Genomic DNA, 17,495 nt, shown 5'->3' on the forward strand with positions numbered 1-17,495 from the left:
CCATGCCCCCTTTCCTGTCCCGTCCCACCGCCTGGTGGGCCCCCGTCCTGCTCACCGGCGCGCTGGCCTGGCCCGGCCTGTCCTCCGCGCACAGCCTGCTGCTGGCCTGCCAGCCCGCCGCCGACAACATGGTGCAGTGCAAGGGCGAGTTCTCCGACGGCAGCGACGCGGCCGGCATGGCCGTCTCGGTGAAAGCCTACGACGAGCGCGTGCTGGCCAAAGGCACGTTGGGTGGCGACTCCACCTGGCGCTTCCGCCTGCCCGAGGGCGAGTACTTCGTGCGCCTGGAAGACGGCGGCGAGCACTCGGTCGAGGTGGACCACACCGACGTGAAGCCATGAGCGCCGCTGCGCGCCGCACGGAGCTGTCCGCATGAGCACCCAAGTGGTGAGGCCGGCGGGCGCCGGCCACGAAACCCTGTGGGTGCTGCTCGCCGCGGCGGGTGTGCTCGCCTTGGCGGCGCTGGTCGTCGGCGTGCGATCGCAGGCGCCGGCTGCCGTGGCCCTGGCCACGCACCAGGTGGACGCGCGCACGCAACTGAACGCGGCCGAGCAGGGCGTGCACGCCGACCTGCTGGTCGCCGCCGATGAGATCGCCGCGCTGCGCGACGAAGACCAGGCCATGCCCACGCTGGACCGCCTGCGCGAACTGGGCCTGCCGCCCTTCGCCCCCGGCCCCGAAGCGCGCGCCCGCGGTGCGCACGAGTGGCGGTCGAGCCCGCAGGGGCAGGACCTGGCTTTCGTCGGCCGCAGCCCCGAGCCGCAGGTGGCCGCGTCCCTGCTGCTGCGCGTACCGGCCACGGTCGGCCCCGCCGCCGATGGGCACGCGCACGAGCACGCGGTCGAGATCTGGATCCAGCGCGAAGGCCCCGTGGCCTGGCCCGAGGGCATCGACGGCCCGGCGCTGGTGCGCCAGGGCTGGCGCCAGGTGGTCACGCGCTACGACGCCGGCGTGACGCGCAAGGACACCGCGCACTGAGCCCAGCGCCGACATTCACCGAACACATCACCATGCAAGACCTTCAGACGCCCTTCGCGCGCCGCCGCCTGCTCGCGGCCCTGGCCAGCACGCCCCTGGCGCTGGCCGCCACCGGCCTGCCCGCCTTCGCCCAAGCCAGGCGCCTGCGCGTGGGCGTGACCCTGCACCCCTACTACAGCTACGTCGCCAACATCGTGGGTGAGCGCGCCGAGGTGGTGCCCGTGATTCCCGCCGGCTTCAACCCGCACGCCTACGAGCCGCGCACCGAAGACATCAAGCGCATCGCCTCGCTCGACGCGATCGTGCTCAACGGCGTGGGCCACGACGACTTCGCGGGCCGCATGATCAAGGCCAGCGAGAAGCCCGACCTTCGGGTGATCGAGGCCAACGCCCAGGTGCCGCTGCTGGCGGCCGTGGGCGCGGGGCGCGGCACCTCGGGCAAGGTGGTGAACCCGCACACCTTCCTGTCGGTCACGGCCTCCATCTCGCAGGTCAACACCATCGCACGCGCGCTCGGCCAGATCGACCCCGCCAATGCCGCCGCCTACACCGCCAATGCCCGCGCCTACGCGCAGAGGCTGCGCAAGCTGCGCGCCGACGCGCTCGGCCAACTGGTGAAAACGCCCGGTGCCGATTTCCGCATCGCCACCATCCACGGTGCCTACGACTACCTGTTGCGCGAGTTCGGCCTGGAGGTGGCGGCGGTGGTGGAGCCGGCACACGGCATCGAGCCCAGCCCGGCCCAGCTCAAGGGCACCATCGATCAGATCCGTGCGCTCGACGTGAAGGTGATCTTCTCGGAGATGGACTTCCCCTCGGCCTACGTCGACACCATCCGCCGCGAGACCGGCGTGCGCCTGTACGCGCTCACGCACATCTCGCACGGGCCCTACACGGCCGAGAAGTTCGAACAGGACATCGCGAAGAACCTCGCCACCGTGGTGCGCGCGATCCAGGAGGCAGCGTGAGCGCGGCTCTCCATGCCACGCCGCCGCGCGGGTCGCTACCCCCCGAACTCGCCGGGCCAGCGGGTCGCGGCGGGCCCGCCCTGGCGTTCGACCGGGTCTCTCTCACCCTTGGCCAGACCGCGATCCTGCAGGGCGTGGACCTGCGCGTGGCCGCCGCTGGCGTGCACGCCCTGGTGGGGCCCAACGGCGGCGGCAAGAGTTCGCTGTTCAAGGCCCTGCTGGGCCAGGTGCCGCACCGCGGCCGAATCGCCCTGGAGTGGCCGGGCGAGCGGCCCGGCGTGGTGGGCTACGTGCCGCAGGCCCTGGCCTTCGACGCCGGCCTGCCGATGACGGTGCTGGACTTCATGGGGGCCGTGTGCCAGCGCCGTCCGGTGCTGCTGGGCCTGTCGCGGCGCTGGCAGGCGCCGGTGGAGCAGGCCTTGCGGCGGGTGGGCATGTGGGACAAGGCGCGGCGCCGCATGGGGGCGCTGTCGGGCGGCGAGCGCCAGCGCGTGCTGCTGGCGCAGGCCCTGATCCCCGCGCCCGACCTGATCCTGCTCGACGAACCCATGTCCGCGCTCGACGAGGCCGGCATGCGCGTGTTCGAAGACTTGCTGGCGCACTGGCGCGAGCGGCGCACCACGGTGCTGTGGATCGAACACGACCTGGACGCCGTCGCGCGGCTGGCCGACCGGGTGAGCGGCCTGAACCGCCAGGTGCTGTTCGACGGCACGCCCGCCGAGGCGCTGACGCCGCAGCGCGTGCTGGCGCTGTTCTCGCACCGCCAGCGGCACGAGGACGCGGTCGAGGAGGTGGCGGCATGAGCCGCGCACGGCCGCCCGAAGGGGCTCGCACCGCAGCGCGTTGCGCGGAGGCTTCCCAATGACCGGATGGATCGAGTCCCTGCGCCACGCCATCCAGCACCTGGCCGAGCAAGGCGTGCTGCCGAATTCGCTGAGCTATGGCTTCGTGGTCAACGCCGTGCTCGCGGGCCTGTGCATCGGCCCCGTGCTCGGTGGCCTGGGCACGCTGGTGGTGGTCAAGCGCCTGGCCTTTTTCTCCGAGGCCGTGGGCCACGCGGCGCTCACCGGCGTGGCCATCGGCATCCTGCTGGGCGAGCCCTACACCGGGCCCTACGGCAGCCTGTTCGCCTACTGCACGCTGTTTGGCCTGCTGCTGATGTACCTGCGCAACCGCACCGGCCTGTCGCCGGACACGCTGATCGGCGTCTTCCTCGCGGTCTCGCTCTCGCTGGGCGCCAGCCTGCTGCTGGTGCTGTCGGGCCGCGTGAACATCCACATCCTGGAGAACGTGCTGTTCGGCTCGGTGCTCACGGTAGACACCAGCGACCTGCTGGTGCTGCTGGTGGTGGCCACGCTGGTGGTGGCGCTCACGCTGCCGCTCTACAACCGCTTCATGCTGGCCAGCTTCAACCCGCAGCTGGCCAGCGTGCGCGGCGTGCGCGTGAAGCTGCTGGACTACCTGTTCGTGGTGCTGGTGACCCTGGTCACCGTGGCCTCGGTCAAGGTCATCGGCGCCATCCTGGTGGGGGCGCTGCTGATCATTCCGGCGGCGGCCGCGCGCCTGCTGAGCCTGTCGCTGCGGGGCTTCTTCTGGTTGAGCGTGTTCATCGCCACCCTCAGCACGCAGGTCGGCATCCTGGTGCCGATCGAACTCGAGCTGCCGGTGCCTTCGGGCGCAGCCATCATCCTCACCGCCGGCGCGCTGTTCGGGCTCGCCGCCATCGTTCGCGGCTTCACGCCCGCCCTCAAAGGACACGCCGGATGAACCCGCGCTCCGTTTGCCGCCGCCTGGGCGGCGCCTGTCTGGCGGCGCTGCTGGCCGCCACCGCGCCGCTGGCCGCGCACGCCCAGACCGCCACCCCCGCCGCGCCGTCTGCCGCGGCCCCCGCCGCGCCCGCGCGCCTGCTGGTCGCGCACCCCGTGGTGGCCTCGCTCACGCAAACGGTGGTGCAAGGCACCGGCATCGCGGTGCTGCGGCCCGTGCCCGAGACACTGCCGGCGAACCGCCAGCTCGCCTTCTTCGGCAGCCGCGGCGCGGCCGGCCTGGCCCAGGCCGCGCGCCAGGCCGACGCGGTGATCGCGCTGCGTTCCATCTGGCCCGACGACCCGCTGTTTCCGCTGGCGCGGCGCCAGAACATCCGCCTGATCGAGATCGACGCCGCGCGCCCGCTCGACGCCTCGCTCCCCGGCATCGCGCTGCGCGAGGGCGTGGACCCGGCGGCCGCGCTGCCCTGGCTCGACCCCGTGAACCTGGGCCGCATGGCCGACGTGATCGCGGCCGACGTGTCGCGCCTGGTGCCGCACGCCAGGCCCCGCCTGCAGGACAACGTGGCCGCGCTGCGCCAGCGCTTGCTGGCCGTTACCGCGATGAGCGAGGCCCGCCTGGCGCGCGCGGCCAATCTCTCGGTGTTCAGCCTGTCCGACCGACTGGACTATCTGGTGAGCGGCTTCAACCTGGACCTGGTGGGCACCGATTCGCGCGAGGACGATGCGGCCTGGACAACCGAATCCCTGGCGGCGCTGACGCAGCGCCTGCGCGACGGTTCGGTGGCCGCCGCGTTGCACCACCGAGAGCCGCCGCCCGCCGTGGCGCAGGCCGTGCAAGAGGCCGGCGCGCGGTTGATCGTGCTGCAGACCGAGGGCCGCGACCCGCTGGCCGACCTGCAGGTCAATGCCGAGCGCCTGGGCGCGCTGGCGCCCTGAGCCCTCAGGGCTCGTACTTGTAGCCCAGGCCGTACACCGAGTGGATCAGGTCGCGGCCTGGCGCGGCGTCCTCGATCTTGCGCCGCAGCTTCTTGATGTGGCTGTCCACCGTGCGGTCGGAGACGATGCGCTCGTCGCGGTACATCGCGTCCATGAGCTGCTCGCGCGAAAAGATGCGGCCCGGCCGCGCGCTCAGCACCTTGAGCAGCTGGAATTCCACCACGGTCAGGCCCAGGTCATGGCCGTCGAGCGTGGCGCGCCAGGCGGCTTCGTCCAGTTGCAGGCCGCCCGGCGCGCTGGCGGGCGCGTGCCTGCCCCGGCGCAGCACCGCCTTCACGCGCGCCACCACCTCGCGCGGACTGAAGGGCTTGCAGATGTAGTCGTCGGCGCCCAGCTCCAGGCCCAGCAGGCGATCGATTTCCTCCACGCGCGCCGTGACCATGACGATGGCCGGTGCCGGCCGGCCGGGCTGGCCGCTGCGCAGGGCCTTGCACACGTCCAGCCCGCTCTTGCCGGGCAGCATCAGGTCCAGCAGCACCAGGTCCACCGGGTGCTCGGCCAGCCAGCCCTCCACCTCGTCGCCGCGTGTGAGGTGGTGCGTCTCGAAGCCCGACTGCGCGAGGTAGTCGAGCAGCACGCCGGCGATCTTGTTCTCGTCCTCGACGATGAGGATGCGGCCCGCCGGTTCAGCCATGCGCGGCCTCCGTGTGCAGCGGCAGCCAGATGTCCCAGCGCAGCCCGCCCAGCGCGCTGGCCGAGGCGGTCATGCGGCCGCCATGGCCTTCGATGATGGCGCGCGCGATGGCCAGGCCCAGTCCCGAGCCGCCGCTGGCGCTGGCGCGCGATTCGTCCACGCGGTAGAGCCGGTCCGTCAGGCGCGGCAGGGCCTCGGCTGGCACGCCGGGCGCGGAGTCTTCCCAGCTCAGGCGCGCTTCCTGTCCCTCGCGCGCCAGGCGCACGCTCAGCGTGGCCGGGTCGTTGGTGTAGCGCCGCGTGTTCTGCAGCAGGTTGGCCAGCACCTGGTCGAGCCGGTCGCCATCGGCGCGCACGCGCAGGCCCGCGGGCAGGTCGGTGTGCAGCTGCAGGCGCCGGCCCGGCCGCGCGGTGGCGTCGTGCAGGTAGTCGGCCACGAAGGGGCCCAGGTCCAGCGGCGCGAAGCGGTAGTCCAGCGCGCCCAGGTCGGACAGGGAGAGCAGGCGCAGGTCGTCCACCAGGCGCGTGAGGCGGTTCACCTCCTGCGCCAGCGAGTCGAGGTTGGCCGCGTCGGGCCGGCGAATGCCGTCCTGCAGCGCCTCGATCTCGGCGCGCAGCGTGGCCAGCGGCGTGCGCAGTTCGTGGGCGATGTCGGCGATCCACTGCTGGCGCGCCTGGCGCGCGGCCTGCAGCGACTCGGCCATGCGGTTGAAGCCGTCGGCGAGCTGGGCCAGCTCGTCGTGGCCCTGGGCGTTCAGGCGCACCCCGTAGTCGCCCTGCGCGATGGCGGTGGTGCCCGCGCCCAGCGCGCGCAAGCGGCGCGACAGCCAGTGCGCGATCAGCGCCGCGTTCAGCAGCACGGCCGCGAACAGGCCGAGCGCGATGGCCGCGTAGGTGCGCGCCTGCTGCGCCTGGAACACGCGCTCCAGCGAGGCCACCATCTGCAGGCGCGGCACATAGCCCAGGTAGCCGACCAGGCGCTCGTCCACCGTGATGGGTTTGAACACGGCTTGTTCGGCGCGCCACTCGGGCCCGATGAGCACGCGGCGTTCGGCGTCCAGCAGCAGCAGGCGCGGGTCGATGGTGAGCGCGGGCGGGTTGCCGGGCGGCGGCGCGTCGGCCGATGGGCGCGAGGCCGATGGCGCGGGCGCATCCGCGGGCGGCGCAGCGCCGGGCGGCTGGCCCTGTTCGCCCGGGCGGCGCGGCACGCGCCCGGAGCCCAGCACCTCGCGCGAGAGTTCGAACCAGCGCTCGCGGTCGTTCACGATCCAATCCCAGTGGCCCTGCTCGCGGTAGCCATTGGCCAGGCGCACCACCAGGGGCTGCAGGCGCGTCTCGTCGGCCTTGTTCAGGTACTCGACCAGGCCCTTGTCGAAGCTCCAGCTGTAGATGAGGTAAGCCGCCATCACCAGCACCACGTTGGCGCCTGCGATGGCCAGGAAGAGCTTCACGCGCAGCGAGTCGAAGCGTGAGAGCCAGGCGCGGGGGCGTGTGGAGGAGGGGAGCGGGCCGGCGGACATGGGGTGAGCCTAAACCGGAATCTGGCAAACACTGTGCAAGGCCGGCGCCAGGCCCAGGCCCTTGTGTGAACCGGTCTTCGCACGCCGTGCGCATTCTTTCCATATTTGCCCCGCACCATCCGCCCCCACAGAACCGCTCCACCCGGCGGCGCGTACCCGACCATGAACCCGACCCAGAAGACTTCCTCTGTTCGCCGCCACCCCTGGCGCACCGCGCTCCTGATCCTGGCCGGCCTGGCCCTGCTGGGCGGTGGCGCGGCCTGGTGGTTCCAATGGGGGCCCGGCGCCAAGACCGGGAGCACCTACATCACCGCCACCATCCAGCGCGGCGATATCGAGGACCAGGTGGCGGCCACGGGCTCGCTGCAGCCGCGCGACTACGTGGACGTGGGCGCCCAGGTCTCGGGCCAGTTGCGCAAGCTGCACGTGGAGGTGGGCACCGAGGTGAAGGAGGGCGACCTGCTCGCCGAGATCGACGCCGAAACCTCGCAGGCGCGGGTGGACGCCAGCCGCGCGCAGTTGCGTTCGCAGCAGGCCCAGATGGCCGAACGCGAGCTTGCCCTGGTGAAGGCCGAGCGCGACCTGCAGCGCCAGAAGAACCTGATGGCCGAGGAGGCCACCACCGCCGAAACCCTGCAGAACGCCGAGACGGCGGCGCGCACCGCGCGCGCGCAGATCAACTCGCTGAAGGCGCAGATGGAGCAGGTGCAGGCCAGCATGCGCGTGGAAGAGGCCAACCTCAAATACACCAAGATCTACGCGCCCATGGCGGGCACCGTGGTCAGCATCACCGCGCGCCAGGGCCAGACGCTCAACACCAACCAGCAGGCGCCCACGCTGCTGCGCATCGCCGATCTGTCGGTGATGACGGTGCAGACCCAGGTCTCGGAGGCCGACGTGAGCAAGCTGCGCCAGGACATGCCGGTGTACTTCACCACTCTGGGCGGCCAGGGGCGGCGTTGGTATGGCGAGCTTAAAAAGATCGAGCCCACGCCCACGGTGACCAACAACGTGGTGCTCTACAACGCCTTGTTCGAGGTGCCGAACAGCAACCGGAGCCTGATGACGCAGATGACCGCGCAGGTGTTCTTCGTGGTGGCGCAGGCGCGCGACGTGCTGATGGTGCCGATGTCGGCGCTGACGATCCAGCGCGCGGCGCCGGGGGGGCGCGAGGCTGTCGAGAAGATGACGCCCGAAGAGCGCGAGCGCTTGCGCGAGCAACGCCGCCAGGCGCGCGAACAAGGGCAGGGCGGCGGCGCGCCCGCAGCCAGACCCCCAGTGGCGCCCAACGCAAGCCCCAAGGCCGCGGCCGGCCCCGGCGCCGCGCCGCGCGCCACGCGCGGTCCCCGCCAGGCCAAGGTCAAGGTCCTGCTCGCAGACGGCACGGTCGAGGAGCGCGAGGTCACCATCGGCATCGGCAACCGCGTGCACGCCGAGGTGCTGTCGGGCCTGAAGGAAGGCGATCGTGTCATCGCCGGCACGCGCGAGGCCGAGCCGCGCAACAACAACCCGCAGGGCTCGGCTCTGGGCCAGCGGGGGCCGGGCGGCCCGGGGGGCATGCCGGCGGCCGCACCGGCCGGGGCGCGCCGATGAGCCAGCTGCCCGCCGCCCCCGATGCCGCCGTGCGGCCAGCAGCCGCGCCGCCGGCCGAAGCGGTCCTGCCGCTGATCGACCTGCGTGGCATCACCAAGACCTACCGCAACGGCGAGCTCGCGGTCGAGGTGCTGCACGGCATCGACCTGCGGATCTACCCCGGTGAACTGGTGGCCATCATGGGCGCCTCGGGCTCGGGCAAGTCCACGCTCATGAACATCCTGGGCTGCCTGGACAAGCCCACCACCGGCAGCTACCGCTTCATGGGCCGCGATGTCTCCGAGCTGGAGCGCGACGAGCTGGCCGAGCTGCGCCGCGACGCCTTCGGCTTCGTGTTCCAGAGCTACAACCTGATCGCCACCGGCACCGCCGCCGACAACGTGGAGGTGCCCGCCATCTACGCCGGCGTGCCGCCGGCCGAACGCCACGCGCGCGCGGCCGAGCTGCTCGCATCCCTGGGCCTGGGCGAGCGCTCGCACCACCGGCCCAACCAGCTTTCGGGCGGCCAGCAGCAGCGCGTGTCGATCGCGCGCGCGCTCATGAACGGCGGGCGCGTGATCCTGGCGGACGAGCCCACCGGCGCACTGGACAGCAAGAGCGGCGCCGACGTGATGGCGCTGCTCAAGGACCTGTCGGCTCAGGGCCACACGGTGATCCTCATCACCCACGCGGCCGAGGTGGCCGCGCATGCGCAGCGCGTGATCGAGATCAAGGACGGCCACGTGGTGGCCGACCCCGGCCCGCGACCGCCGCAGGGCGAGGCCGCGCAGCTGGCGCGCGACTGGGCGCCGCGGCGCGGCCGCATCTCCCACCTGGGCGACGTGGCCGAGGCCGCCAAGACGGCCCTGCGCGCGCTGCGCGCCAACGTGTTCCGCGCCATCCTCACGCTGCTGGGCATCGTCATCGGCGTGGCCTCGGTGATCGCCATGCTGGCCATCGGCGACGGCGCCAAGCAGGCCGTCATCGACCGCATCAGCGCCATGGGCTCCAACCTGCTGCTGGTGCGCCCGGGCGCACCCAACCAGCGCGGCTTTCAGAACATCGCCACCCTGGTGCTGGCCGACGTGCAGGCCATCGACAAGGAGGTGCCCAACGTGCTGGCCGCCGTGCCCGAGCAGACCAGCAGCGTCACGCTGCGCTTCGGCGAGTCGGACTACGCCAGCAGCGTGCGCGGCACCTCGTCCAAGTTCCCGCTGGCGCGGCAGTGGAAGGTCGAGCGTGGCACCTTCTTCAGCGAAGAGGACGAGCAGGAGTACGCCACCGTGGCCGTGCTGGGCCAGACCGTGGCCAAGGCCTTGTTCCCCGACGGGCAGGAGCCGCTGGGCCAGTACATCCTGGTGAACAACCTGATCTTTCAAGTGATCGGCGTCATGAGCACGCGCGGCGCCTCGCCCAACGGCGACGACCAGGACGACATCGTCATGGTGCCGTACGCGACCAGCCAGCTGCGCCTGTCGGGCCAGCGCTTCCTGCGCAATGTCACCGTGGCGGTGGAGGACGTGGCCCGCATCGACGAGACGCAGTCGGCGGTGGAGTCGCTGCTGGCCGAGCGCCATGGCGTGATCGACTTCCAGATCCGCAACATGGCGTCGATCATCGACACCGCCACCGAGACGCAGAACACCATGACGGTGCTGCTCGGCTCCATCGCGGCGATCTCGCTGCTGGTGGGCGGCATCGGGGTGATGAACATCATGCTGGTGAGCGTGACCGAGCGCACCCGAGAGATCGGCATCCGCATGGCCACCGGGGCGCGCACGCGCAACATCCTGCAGCAGTTCCTGATCGAGGCCCTGGTGGTCTCGGCCCTGGGCGGTGTCATCGGCGTGGTCGTCGGCCTGGGCGTGGCCGCCGTGGTGGGCGCCTCGGGCACGGCCGTTCAGTTTTCCGTTGCGCCGGTGGTGCTGGCCTTCGGCTGTGCGTTCGCCACCGGCCTCATCTTCGGCTTCCTGCCGGCGCGCAAGGCCGCGCGGCTCGACCCTGTCGTGGCTTTGGCGTCCGAATGAACACCCCCCGCCGCGCCTGGAGTAGTGGAATGAACCGTGGTCTTGTCTTGAAGCTGTCCCTGCTGAGCGGCGCACTGACCTTGCAGGCCTGCGCGATCACGCAGGACCCGGCGCGTGGCCCTGTGGTGGACATGCCCGCGCAGTGGGACGCCACGGCCGCCACAGCCGGTTCGCCCGCGCTCACCACCGACTGGTGGCAGGGCTTCGGTTCGCCCGCGCTGGTGCAACTGTTGGACGAAGCCCAGGCCGGCAGCGCCGACCTGCGCATCGCCGTGGAGCGCATGCGCCAGGCCGACATCGCCCTGCAGCAGGCCGGCATCGCGCGCCTGCCCTCGGTGGGCGCCAGCCTGGGCACCACCGCCGGCCGCAGCGACGCGCCCGGCACACCGTCCACGTCGCGCGAATCCACCAGCGCGGGCCTGGCCATCAGCTATGAGCTGGATCTGTGGGGCCGCATCGCCGCCGGCGTGCGCGCGGGCGAGGCCTCGTTCGAGGCCAGCCAGCACGACTGGCGCGCCGTGCGCCTGGGCCTGCTCTCGGACGTGGCCGGCAACTACTTCCTCTGGCTCAGTGCCGGCGAGCGCCTGGTGATCGCGCGCCAGAACCTGGAGACCGCCGAGCGCGTGCTGCGCATCGTCGAGGCGCGCCAGCGCAACGGCGTGGCCACGGCGCTGGAGGTGTCTCAGCAGCGCGCCACGGTGCTGTCGGCGCGCACCGCCCTGATCCCGCTGGAGCTGCAGCAGCGCCAGACCGCCTCGGCCCTGGCCCTGCTCCTGGGCCGCGTGCCGCAGGGCTACACGCCGGCCGGCGGCGCGTTCTCGCAGCTGCGCGTGCCCGAACTCGCCCCGGGCCTGCCCGCCACGCTGCTCACGCGACGGCCCGACCTGGCCTCGGCCGAGTCGCAGCTGGCCGCCGCCGACGCCAACGTCGCCGCCGCGCGCGCGGCGCTGCTGCCCAGCGTATCGCTGTCGGGCTCGCTGGGCCTGGGCACCTCGGCCCTGCTGAGCCTGGCCGACCCCACGCGCAGCGTCTCGCTGGGTCTGTCGCTGGCGCAGTCCATCTTCGACGGCGGCCGCCAGCGCTTGCAGGTGCGCACCACCGAGTCGCAGCGCGTGGTGCTGATCGAGAACTACGGCAAGGCCATCCGCACCGCCTTGAAGGAAGTCGACGACGGCCTGGGCAACCTCTCCCGCAGCGAGCGGCAGGAATCGCTGCAGCGCGAGCTGGTGGCGCAGGCGCAGCGCTCGCTGCAACTGGCCGAATTGCGCTACCGCGAGGGCAGCGGCGACCTGCTCTCGGTGCTGGACGCGCAGCGCACGCTGTTCTCGGCGCAGGACGCGCTGGCCACGCAGAAGCTCTCGCGCCTCACGGCCGCGGTGGATCTCTACAAGGCCCTGGGCGGCGACTGGGTCGAGTCCCCGTCGTTGTCCTAAGGCCACCCACCGCTCGCGCTTCGCGCGAACCCCTCAAGAGGGCGTCACCTGCGGCCCGCAAAGCCGGTCCCATGGTGTCTCTCGGTTTGGTCTTGCAAATGAGAATGGTTATAATTTGCAAGTTGTGAATACCCGGTCAGACACCTCCGCCAAACCCCCTTCGGCCGCCCCGGCGGCGTCCAGCCGGGCCTATTGGCTCAAGACCCTGCACCAGTGGCACTGGATCAGTTCCGCGCTGTGCCTGATCGGCATGCTGCTGTTCGCCTTCACGGGCATCACGCTCAACCACGCCGCCGACATCCCCTCCACGCCCGTGGTGCAGAACAAGGCCCTGGAGCTGCCCGAGGACCTGCGCGCCGCGCTGGCGGTGAAGGACGACGAACCCGGCAACGCCGCGCTGCCGCCCGCCGTGCACGCCTGGCTGTCCGAGGCGCTGGACCTGAGCCTGCCCGCCAGCGAGGCCGAGTGGTCGCCCGAGGAGATCTACCTCTCGCTGCCGCGACCGGGTGGCGACGCCTGGCTGCGCATCGAGCGCGAGACCGGCGGCGTGGAATACGAGCGCACCGACCGCGGCTGGGTCTCCTACCTGAACGACCTGCACAAGGGCCGCCACACCGGCCTGGCCTGGAAGTGGTTCCTCGACATCTTCTCGGTGGCTTGCCTGGTGTTCGCCATCACCGGCCTGTTCATCCTCAAGTTCCACGCCGCCGCGCGGCCCACCACCTGGCCCATGGTGGGCGCGGGCCTGGTGATCCCGTTGTTGCTCGTGATCCTGTTCATCCACTGACCCTCCAAGGAGCCGTTTTCCCATGACGACCATCCGTTACGCCGCCGCGCTCACCGCGGCCGGCCTCGCCTGGCCCGCCGTGGCCGCCGACATGGCGCTCAAGGTCGAGATCCCGCGCCTGTCGGTGGCGGAGTACCACCGCCCCTACGTGGCGATCTGGATCGAGAAGCCCGACCAGTCCTTCGTGGGCAACCTCGCGGTCTGGTACGACATCAAGCTGCGCAACAACGAGGGCACCAAGTGGCTCAAGGACATGCGGGCCTGGTGGCGCAAGAGCGGGCGCGAGCTGAACATGCCCGTGGATGGCCTGAGCGGCGCCACGCGCGCGCCCGGCGAGCACAGCCTGCAGTTCGGCGACGCCGCCCTGGGCCAACTGGCCCCCGGCGAATACGCCGTGGTGCTGGAGGCCGCACGCGAGGTGGGCGGCCGCGAGCTCGTGAAGGTGCCTTTCGTCTGGCCGCCCAAGGGCGCCGCCACCACGCAGGCCCGCGGCCAGCACGAACTCGGCGCGATCAGCGTCACCGTCAAACCCTGAAGCCCCGAAACCGACCGGAGACCTCTCGATGAAGAACATTCCGCTTCGCGCCCGCGCGCTCGCCCTGGCGGCCGCCGCCTCCCTGGCCCTGCCGCTGGCCGCGCACGCGCACCGCGCCTGGCTGCTGCCTTCGGGCACCGTCTACTCGGGCCAACAGCCCTGGGTGAGCGTGGACGCCGCCATCTCCAACGACATCTTCTATTACGAGCACAACGCCGCCGGCCTGGACAACCTGGTCGTCATCGGCCCCAACGGCCAGCCGGTGCCGGCCGAGAACCAGGCCAAGGGCCGCTACCGCAGCATGTTCGACGTGAAGCTGGAGCAGCAGGGCACCTACCGCATCGCGCTGGTCAACGACGGCCTGATCGCCAGCTTCAAGGTCGGCGGCGAGACCAAGCGCCTGCGCGGCTCGGCCGAGTCCCTGGCCAAGGACATCCCGGCCGACGCCACCGAGCTGCGCGTGAGCCAGAACAACAGCCGCGTGGAGACCTTCGTGACGCGCGGCAAGCCCAGCACCGACGCGCTCAAGCCCACGGGCGCGGGCATCGAACTGGTGGCGGTGACGCACCCGAACGACCTGGTCGAGGGCGACACGGCCACCTTCCGTTTCCTGGACAACGGCAAGCCCGCCGCGGGCTACGCGGCCACCGTCATCCTGGACGGCCTGCGCTACCGCAGCGAGCTCGGCGAGATCCGCCTCAACACCGACCAGAACGGCGAGATCCAGGTGAAGTGGCCGGCGGCCGGCATGTACTGGGTGAACGTGGCCCCGCCGCGTGCGCCGCGCGTGGAGGGCGCGCCGCCCGCGCCGCCCAGCGGCCCCGCCGGTACCCTGGCCGAGCCGGTGCGCCGCTCCAACTACAGCCTGACGCTGGAAGTGCTGCCGAAGTAGGTCCCCCCGCCGCGCTTCGCGCGACCCCCCATGGGGGCGGCAGCTGCGGCCCGGCGAAGCCGGTTCCGCGCTGCCCCCGGGTCGGGGCGCTCCGTGCGCGGCACAAGTCCACCATGACCCGCGTACTGGTGCCCGATCACATCGAAGGCGCGGCGCCCCTGCTGGGCGCGCGCCTGCAGCGCCTGCGTGGCGAGAGCATGGGCACCACCTGGCAGGTGCTCTGGGCCGACCGCGACGCGGCGCGCCAGGGCGCGCTGCGCGCGGCCATCGAGGCCGAGCTGGACCTGGTGGTCGGGCAGATGAGCAGCTGGTTGCCCACGTCCGACCTGGCGCGGTTCAACGCCGCGTCCGCCGGCGCGCGCCGGCCCCTGCCCGAGGCCTTCGCCGAGGTGCTGGCGGCGGCGCTCTGGCTGGCCGACACCTCCGCGGGCGCCTTCAACCCGGCTGCGGGCGCGCTGGTCAACCTCTGGGGCTTCGGTCCCGCGCCGCGCTACACCGACCCCGGCTTCGCTCCGCCCTCGGCCGACGCCGTGCGGGCCGCGATGCCCGCCACCGACTGGCGCGCGCTGCGCTTCGACGCCGCCGCGCGCGAGGCCACGCAGCCCGGTGGCCTGCGGCTCGACCTCTCGGCCATCGCCAAGGGCCACGCGGTGGACCGCGTGGCGCGGCGGCTGCGGGCGATGGGCGTCGCCCACGCGCTGGTGGAGCTGGGCGGCGAGTTGCGCGGCCAGGGCCTGCGGCCGGACGGCATGCCCTGGTGGGTTGATCTGGAAACGCCGCCCGTGCGCGCCGGCCAGGTCGCGCCGCGTGCCACGCGCGTGGCGCTGCACGGTCTGTCGGTCGCCACCTCGGGCGACTACCGCCGCGCCTACCTCATGGACGGCCAGCGCCTGCCGCACAGCATCGACCCGCGCAGCGGCCGGCCCGTGGCGCACGGCCTGGCCTCGGTGAGCGTGCTGCACGCCGACTGCCTCTGGGCCGACGCGTGGTCCACCGCGCTCACCGTGGCCGGTCGCGAGCAGGGCCTGGCCCTGGCCGAGGCCCATGGCATCGCGGCCCTGTTCCTGCAGCGCGAGGCCGACGGCCGCCTCAGCGAAACCCTCACCAGCGCGATGGAGCGCCTCGCGGGCTGAACCGCGTTCGCCGCCCACCGCGCCCACGCCACCCGATGCCTCTACCGGAAAAAATCACCTACGCCCTGGCCGTGCTGGCCCTGTACGCCCTGATGTGCGGCGCCTTCGCCTGGCAGCACCGGCGCCGCCAGGCCGAGGCGCGGCGCCGCGTGGCCGCGCTGCTGCCCGCCACGCCCGGCGTGCCCGCCTGGTGGGTGACCTACGCCAGCCAGACCGGGCAGGCCGAGGCACTGGCCCTGCAGACCGCGCAGGCCCTGCACACCGCTGGTGTGCCGGTGCGGCTGGCGCCCTTGGGCGAGCTGGGCCTGGCCGACCTGCGGCAGGCCGATCGCCTGCTGTGCGTGGCCAGCACCTACGGCGAGGGCGATCCGCCCGACAGCGCCGCCCGGTTCGCGCGCCAGGTCATGGCCTCGGCCGACGTGAGCCTGTCGCACCTGCATGTGGGCCTGCTGGCCTTGGGCGACACCGCCTACGCCCACTACTGCGGCTTCGGCCGCGCGCTCGACGCCTGGCTGCGGGCGCGCGGCGCCTTGCCGCTGTTCGAGCGCATCGACGTGGACAAGAGCGACCCCGAGGCGCTGCGCCAGTGGCGCCAGCACCTGGCCCACCTGGCCGGCACCAGCGACCTGCCCGATTGGGAGGCACCGGCGCTGCAGCCCTGGCGGCTGCGCGCACGCCGCCACCTCAACCCGGGCAGCGTGGGCGAGCCGGTGCACCACCTGGAGCTGGTGCCCAGCGCCGGCGCACTGCCCGACTGGCAGGCCGGCGACCTGGCGCAGGTCGAGGTGCCCGGGGCGCCGGGCGCGCCGCGCGACTACTCCATTGCCTCGGTGCCGGCCGATGGCGCGCTGCACCTGCTGGTGCGCCGTTCGCGCCGCGCCGACGGCCAGCCGGGCGTCGCCTCGGGCTGGCTCACCGAGGGCTTGGCGCTCGATGGCACCGCGATGCTGCGCGTGCGCGCGCACGCGGGCTTTCGCATCGCTGGCAATGCCGATCGCCCGCTGATCCTGATCGGCAACGGCACCGGCCTGGCCGGCCTGCGCGGGCACCTGCGCGGGCGCCTCGCCGCCGCGGGCCGCCTGCACGATGCCGCGAGCGCGCCGCGCCCGCCCGATGTGGCGCCGATGTGGCTGCTGTTCGGCGAACGCCAGTCGGCCCACGACGCGCACCACCGCGAGGAGATCGATGCCTGGGCGCGCCAGGGCTGGCTCAGCCGCGTGGACTGGGTGTTCTCGCGCGACCAGGCACAGCGCCGCTACGTGCAGCACGCGCTGGCCGACGCGGCCGGGGCCGTGCGCGACTGGGTGGGGCGGGGTGCCGCCCTCTATGTGTGCGGCAGCCTCGACGGCATGGCGGGCGAGGTCGACCGCACGCTGCGCGGGATCCTGGGCGACCAGGCCTTGGAAGACCTGGCCGCGCAAGGCCGCTACCGGCGCGACGTGTATTGAGGCCCCCGGCCCGCGCGCTCCGCGGTCCCCGGGTAGCATCCGCCGCTTTCCTCACTCATACGGAAGGCAAGGACATGGCGGCAGTCAAGGTGGCGATGGTCACGGCGGGTGGCAGTGGCATGGGCGCGGCCGTGGCGCGGCGGCTCGCGGCCGATGGGTATGGCGTGGGCGTGCTCTCGTCCTCGGGCAAGGGCGAGGCCCTGGCCAAGGAACTGGGCGGTGTGGGCGTGACGGGCTCGAACCAGTCCACCGACGACCTCAAGCGCCTGCTGGACGCGCTGCTGGAGCGCTGGGGCCGCATCGACGTGCTGGTGAACAGCGCGGGCCACGGGCCGCGCGGCCCCATCCTCGACATCAGCGACGAGGACTGGCACCGCGGCATGGACACCTACCTCATGAACGTGATCCGCCCGACGCGGCTGGTGACGCCGCACATGCAGCAGCAAAAGGGCGGGGCCATCGTCAATATCTCCACCGCCTGGGCCTTCGAACCGAGCGCCATGTTCCCGACCTCGGCGGTGTTCCGCGCGGGGTTGGCGTCCTTCACCAAGGTCTTCGCCGACACCTACGCGGCGGACAACCTGCGCATGAACAACGTGCTGCCGGGCTGGATCGACAGCCTGCCGCCCACCGAGGCGCGCCGCGACAGCGTGCCGCTGAAGCGCTACGGCACGAGCGAGGAGATCGCGGCCACCGTGGCCTTCCTGGCCTCGGACGGCGCGGCGTACATCACGGGCCAGAACCTGCGGGTGGACGGCGGGCTGACGCGCTCGGTCTGACATGAAAAAGGCCGCGCGGTGGCGC

General features: G+C 72.5%; 17 protein-coding genes. 15 read left to right on the forward strand and 2 right to left on the reverse strand.

Going from position 1 to position 17,495, the window contains the following annotated elements; translation table 11 throughout:
* The first annotated feature begins 2 nt into the window (after positions 1–2).
* From JNX00_RS09760 to JNX00_RS09785, 6 genes are read left to right on the forward strand one after another with little or no spacing between them, the layout of a single operon-like run.
* Positions 3–341 carry a hypothetical protein gene (locus JNX00_RS09760; protein WP_083292907.1) on the forward strand — a complete coding sequence of 113 codons (339 nt, stop codon included), beginning with the start codon at positions 3–5 and terminating at the stop codon, positions 339–341.
* A 31-nt stretch (positions 342–372) separates the two neighbouring features.
* Positions 373–978 carry a DUF6162 family protein gene (locus JNX00_RS09765; protein WP_204744826.1) on the forward strand — a complete coding sequence of 202 codons (606 nt, stop codon included), beginning with the start codon at positions 373–375 and terminating at the stop codon, positions 976–978.
* Positions 979–1,010: 32 nt separating this feature from the next.
* Complete coding sequence (locus JNX00_RS09770) at positions 1,011–1,946, forward strand: zinc ABC transporter substrate-binding protein (protein ID WP_239478295.1); 936 nt, start codon at positions 1,011–1,013, stop codon at positions 1,944–1,946.
* The gene (locus JNX00_RS09775) at positions 1,943–2,749 is read left to right on the forward strand and encodes a metal ABC transporter ATP-binding protein (protein ID WP_204744827.1); all 807 of its coding nucleotides are present in this window, start codon (positions 1,943–1,945) and stop codon (positions 2,747–2,749) included. The genes JNX00_RS09770 and JNX00_RS09775 overlap by 4 nt, the downstream gene beginning before the upstream one ends.
* A 58-nt stretch (positions 2,750–2,807) precedes the next feature.
* Complete coding sequence (locus tag JNX00_RS09780) at positions 2,808–3,713, forward strand: metal ABC transporter permease (protein WP_204744828.1); 906 nt, start codon at positions 2,808–2,810, stop codon at positions 3,711–3,713.
* The gene (locus JNX00_RS09785; RefSeq protein WP_204744829.1) at positions 3,710–4,651 is read left to right on the forward strand and encodes a zinc ABC transporter substrate-binding protein; all 942 of its coding nucleotides are present in this window, start codon (positions 3,710–3,712) and stop codon (positions 4,649–4,651) included. The genes JNX00_RS09780 and JNX00_RS09785 overlap by 4 nt, the downstream gene beginning before the upstream one ends.
* A 4-nt stretch (positions 4,652–4,655) precedes the next feature.
* Here JNX00_RS09785 and JNX00_RS09790 read toward each other — a convergent pair whose 3' ends face one another.
* Both JNX00_RS09790 and JNX00_RS09795 read right to left on the reverse strand, forming a co-directional pair.
* On the reverse strand, positions 4,656–5,345 hold the full coding sequence (locus JNX00_RS09790) for a response regulator (protein ID WP_070397934.1): 690 nt from the start codon (positions 5,343–5,345) through the stop codon (positions 4,656–4,658).
* On the reverse strand, positions 5,338–6,864 hold the full coding sequence (locus JNX00_RS09795; RefSeq protein ID WP_204744830.1) for an ATP-binding protein: 1,527 nt from the start codon (positions 6,862–6,864) through the stop codon (positions 5,338–5,340). Before JNX00_RS09795 ends, JNX00_RS09790 begins: the two co-directional genes overlap by 8 nt.
* 162 nt (positions 6,865–7,026) lie before the next feature.
* Here JNX00_RS09795 and JNX00_RS09800 point away from each other — a divergent pair, with 162 nt between their 5' ends.
* The 9 genes from JNX00_RS09800 (at position 7,027) to JNX00_RS09840 (ending at position 17,470) form a co-directional block, all read left to right on the forward strand.
* Positions 7,027–8,457 carry an efflux RND transporter periplasmic adaptor subunit gene (locus tag JNX00_RS09800; RefSeq protein WP_204744831.1) on the forward strand — a complete coding sequence of 477 codons (1,431 nt, stop codon included), beginning with the start codon at positions 7,027–7,029 and terminating at the stop codon, positions 8,455–8,457.
* Positions 8,454–10,463 carry a MacB family efflux pump subunit gene (locus JNX00_RS09805; protein WP_239478296.1) on the forward strand — a complete coding sequence of 670 codons (2,010 nt, stop codon included), beginning with the start codon at positions 8,454–8,456 and terminating at the stop codon, positions 10,461–10,463. Before JNX00_RS09800 ends, JNX00_RS09805 begins: the two co-directional genes overlap by 4 nt.
* 29 nt (positions 10,464–10,492) lie before the next feature.
* Positions 10,493–11,896: an efflux transporter outer membrane subunit gene (locus JNX00_RS09810; protein ID WP_239478297.1), complete on the forward strand. Its 1,404-nt coding sequence runs from the start codon at positions 10,493–10,495 to the stop codon at positions 11,894–11,896.
* Positions 11,897–12,020: 124 nt separating this feature from the next.
* Entirely contained in the window at positions 12,021–12,683 is a 663-nt protein-coding gene (locus JNX00_RS09815) for a PepSY-associated TM helix domain-containing protein (RefSeq protein ID WP_070397930.1), read from the forward strand.
* 22 nt (positions 12,684–12,705) lie between these two features.
* Complete coding sequence (locus tag JNX00_RS09820) at positions 12,706–13,218, forward strand: DUF2271 domain-containing protein (RefSeq protein WP_204744833.1); 513 nt, start codon at positions 12,706–12,708, stop codon at positions 13,216–13,218.
* Positions 13,219–13,246: 28 nt separating this feature from the next.
* The gene (locus tag JNX00_RS09825) at positions 13,247–14,110 is read left to right on the forward strand and encodes a DUF4198 domain-containing protein (protein ID WP_204744834.1); all 864 of its coding nucleotides are present in this window, start codon (positions 13,247–13,249) and stop codon (positions 14,108–14,110) included.
* A gap of 113 nt (positions 14,111–14,223) precedes the next feature.
* The gene (locus JNX00_RS09830; protein ID WP_204744835.1) at positions 14,224–15,243 is read left to right on the forward strand and encodes an FAD:protein FMN transferase; all 1,020 of its coding nucleotides are present in this window, start codon (positions 14,224–14,226) and stop codon (positions 15,241–15,243) included.
* Positions 15,244–15,278: 35 nt separating this feature from the next.
* Complete coding sequence (locus JNX00_RS09835; protein ID WP_204744836.1) at positions 15,279–16,691, forward strand: sulfite reductase subunit alpha; 1,413 nt, start codon at positions 15,279–15,281, stop codon at positions 16,689–16,691.
* 74 nt (positions 16,692–16,765) lie between these two features.
* Positions 16,766–17,470, forward strand: coding sequence for an SDR family oxidoreductase (locus JNX00_RS09840; protein ID WP_070397925.1), 705 nt, complete (start codon positions 16,766–16,768; stop codon positions 17,468–17,470).
* Positions 17,471–17,495 lie beyond the last annotated feature (25 nt).

The organism is Hydrogenophaga sp. YM1 (assembly GCF_016903055.1).
GTDB classification, from domain to species: Bacteria; Pseudomonadota; Gammaproteobacteria; order Burkholderiales; family Burkholderiaceae_C; genus Hydrogenophaga; species Hydrogenophaga borbori.